Annotated in this window: 2 protein-coding genes; one reads left to right on the top strand and one right to left on the bottom strand. The window is 45.9% G+C overall.

All coding sequences use genetic code 11. The features are described 5' to 3' along the window. Nucleotides 1–805: 805 nt before the first annotated feature. Nucleotides 806–1,699, bottom strand: a complete 894-nt coding sequence (locus tag AC4GME_RS15595) for an NAD(P)-dependent oxidoreductase (protein WP_490379722.1) — start codon at nt 1,697–1,699, stop codon at nt 806–808. 268 nt (nt 1,700–1,967) lie between these two features. Between AC4GME_RS15595 and AC4GME_RS15590 the strand changes: the two genes are divergently transcribed. Beyond that, the gene (locus AC4GME_RS15590; RefSeq protein ID WP_490379721.1) at nt 1,968–2,873 is read left to right on the top strand and encodes a LysR family transcriptional regulator; all 906 of its coding nucleotides are present in this window, start codon (nt 1,968–1,970) and stop codon (nt 2,871–2,873) included. Nucleotides 2,874–3,387 lie beyond the last annotated feature (514 nt).

Raw genomic sequence — 3,387 nt, 5'->3', positions numbered from 1 at the left:
AAGTGGGCTCACTTTCGTGTCAGACATTCGTCTGTATCTGCATCATTACAATGCAGCATTAGCTTTCTCCAGCCTCCTTTACCTGCACCACTATCGGCTTTCTTCGCAGACAGCTTTCCCTATTGGGAGCAATACAGGCTTACCGTGTTCCGCATGGAACGCAATGTCAGGTTAGATGCCCACTCTAATGCGAAGGGATGCTCGATCACGAAAGAGTATATGCCAACCTCTTTCCTACCCTCGTTGCCGTTTTGGCCACAGCGTATTAACCACTTCCGCTGTTTGTCGCATAACGCACCTTACATGGATTCACTTTCATTCATCATACTGACTCCCTAGCACTTACCCGACTTGTGGTTATCAGGAAGAACGTCCTCTCACGATTATTTTCCCGTCCAGTGGACTTTGTTACATTGTCAGACTCGCTACTTTATTCAGAGTCTTAGGGTCATCTGGTGATACAGATGGTTCACTCTTATCGCGGTGAACAGCGTTACATACGACTTCACGTCGCACGGCACATAGCGACTTAGAAAATATCATCAATTACCCCTAAATAAGTGGCCAGAATAACTGTGCCACTTCACACATACACATCCTGATCACTATGGATTAGTTGATTATTTACCATTGGACATGCCTGTATATATTAGTGATAGTGCTTATAGTCTTATGGAAATAGGCAACGTGTATGTCGAGGCTATTATGTTACTGTCTTCATCAGTAGCCACTACAAACGTAGTAGGTTTGCGTGTTGATAGAGACTGGTAGTTGCCTCAGGCAACCACAGCAGAATCTACAAATCTCACTTACCCTGAGATTGACGAAGTGCGTTGAAGGCCGTCACCACATCTTTACTGCCATCACCGGCCTGACGGGCCATCTGAAGGTAGTCCACAAAAGCTTCAGCAACCTTTGACGGCAAACCTGCTGCGGAGAACGCTCCACACAGTAACTCCATACCGTGCAAGTGGAGATCGACACTTGCTTGGTCTCCCGAATAATCCTCGAAACTAATACGTTCTGCAGCATCTTCCATACCATCAAGTAAAGTGGCCATCATGGCTTTGGCTGAAGGAAGAAAGTTGTGCATTTTCATATCGCCGATCCGGTCGGCCCAGGCGGCACCTTCAAAAAAAGCAGCAAGAGAGCCGAAATAGAAACTCCACAGCCCAAGGCCAATCGTGTTGGAGGCCGTCACATCAGCGCCGATAAATTGCTGCGCACCAGCCATCGCAGATAGGGTTTGAGCATGCTGTTCGAAAGCAAGCTTGCTGCCGCTGTATAGCATTCCGGTACTCGGTTTGCCAATAGCGCGCGGATAGCTCAAAAGGCCGCCATCAAGGTACTCTGCACCTTGATTTTGTACCCACTCAGCAAGAGCAGTCGCTTGCTCACCAGTGCCTGTACTCATCATAGCTAAGGTGCGGCCTTTCAGTGCTGTGGCTACTCCTTCTTGTTCTAGGATCGCATGCGCTGCAGGGTAATCCACCACGGAAAGGATGGTCAATGAACTGGCGGAAACTGCCGCTACTGGCGAGTCGGCCAGATTTGCCCCCTCGGCTACCAATACCAGCGCCTTCTCTGCGCTACGATTCCATACAGTAACCTGGTGTCCCGCCTTAAGAAGAGCTGATGCCAGCGCAGAGCCCATTCCGCCCAAACCGATCACTGTTACAGATTTATGTTTCATATTCATAAAATTACCTTTTTGTCTTCAGCTAATATTGATGCCCCATGGCTCTGGGGAAGTTTTTCCCTATTTAAAAATTCAGGAAATCGTCAGTTTTATCTGAAACAGAACCATATATCTTCAGTATGACTTGCTGCCAAATGGAAGCTATGTCTGCTTATAGTCCCGAGTCCATCAGATAACTGTGGCTAAGATTACATTGTAGTATTGGTAATGATAAGATGGGTAATAATGAATTCACTGTTAAGCTAGGCGAAACAATAAGGAGGTAAGCATGAAAGGCTCGCTTTTCAATCAAGTTGATACATTTCTCACTATTGCCCAAGAAGGCAGTATTCGGGGGGCTGCGCGTAAACTCGAATTATCCCCTCCCGCAGTGAGTAATGCCCTAAAGCAGCTTGAATCCCATCTCGGCCTGCCTCTGTTCACTCGGACAACCCGAACAATCGAGCTCACCGAAGCGGGAAAATGTCTTATGGGACAGGCTTCTCCTGCAATGGATGCTCTGTACCGAGCATTAGAGAGCGTTCAGGATCTGAGTCAAGTTCCTTCAGGCAAGGTACGGATAACGGTACCTCGTTTTGCCTATCAACTTATTGTGCAGCCGATTTATGCCGAGTTTTGCTCGCTGTATCCGGAGATTGAGTTGGAAATATCCGTCTCTAATACCTCAATAAATATCATCAAGGAAGGTTATGACGCAGGAATACGCTTCGGTCATCGAATTGAAGAAGGCATGGTTGCACGGCCGTTAATGCCACCAATGAAAGAGGCTCTTTTTGCTACAGCTGATTATCTGGAACGTTTTGGCACCCCCAGCAGCCCGCAAGATTTGCAGCATCATAAATTGATCCAGTACCGCTATATGCCTTCAAATCAGTTAGCTCCCTTGGAATTGAGCGATAAAGGAGAAACGATACGGGTGGCTCCGCCCCTGAGTATGATCGTCAATGATACTGATTTAATGATTGATGCAGCTTCAAAAGGCTTAGGGATTGGGAGAATTGTCGAGCCGATGATCCGAGAAGGTCTGTCGTCTGGTAAGTTGCTCCCCATACTGGAAGAGCACTGGGTTGATTATCCGGGCCTGTATATTTACTTTCCACAACACGCTCAAAAAGCACGCCGGGTTCGAGTGTTGGTTGACTTCCTTTGCCAGAAAAATGCGTCTTTTTTGTGATTCAGGGAAAATTATAAGCCTGTAAGTCGAATTCAGTTCGTCTAAGTTACATCTTGTGACATAAAAAGATTAGTATTCCTACATCATTTAAGCGTCACGGATGCATTCCTCCCTTATGTTTAAGTGGACGCACTATTCGAAAGCACTCATTATATATTTGTTTAAATTCTGTATAGCAATAACTGGCAGAAACGTTATTACTATACAGGTATCCGTTTTTATCCCACCCACTAATCATTTAATAAAGTTACACTGTTGTGGCTGAGTTAAATTGGCCACAATTTTGTAAGTTTCTGGCACGCTTTTGGACCGATAGCGAGTTATCTGTCTAAGTCGTATAAAGGGGCACATAGCGCCTTAGAATTTTTGCCCCATTAATTTGTTGACACTACCCCATTTAAGCTCGCTTTTTCCCAATTATAAGCATCACTAGTTCCTGCTTAGTAATCCATACTATTGAGCAAGCAAGCAAGCAAGCAAGCAAGCAAGCAAGCAAGCACTCATTGTGTACGCT

The organism is Psychromonas sp. (assembly GCF_983033635.1).
This window is presented reverse-complemented; position numbering and strand designations above follow the sequence as displayed.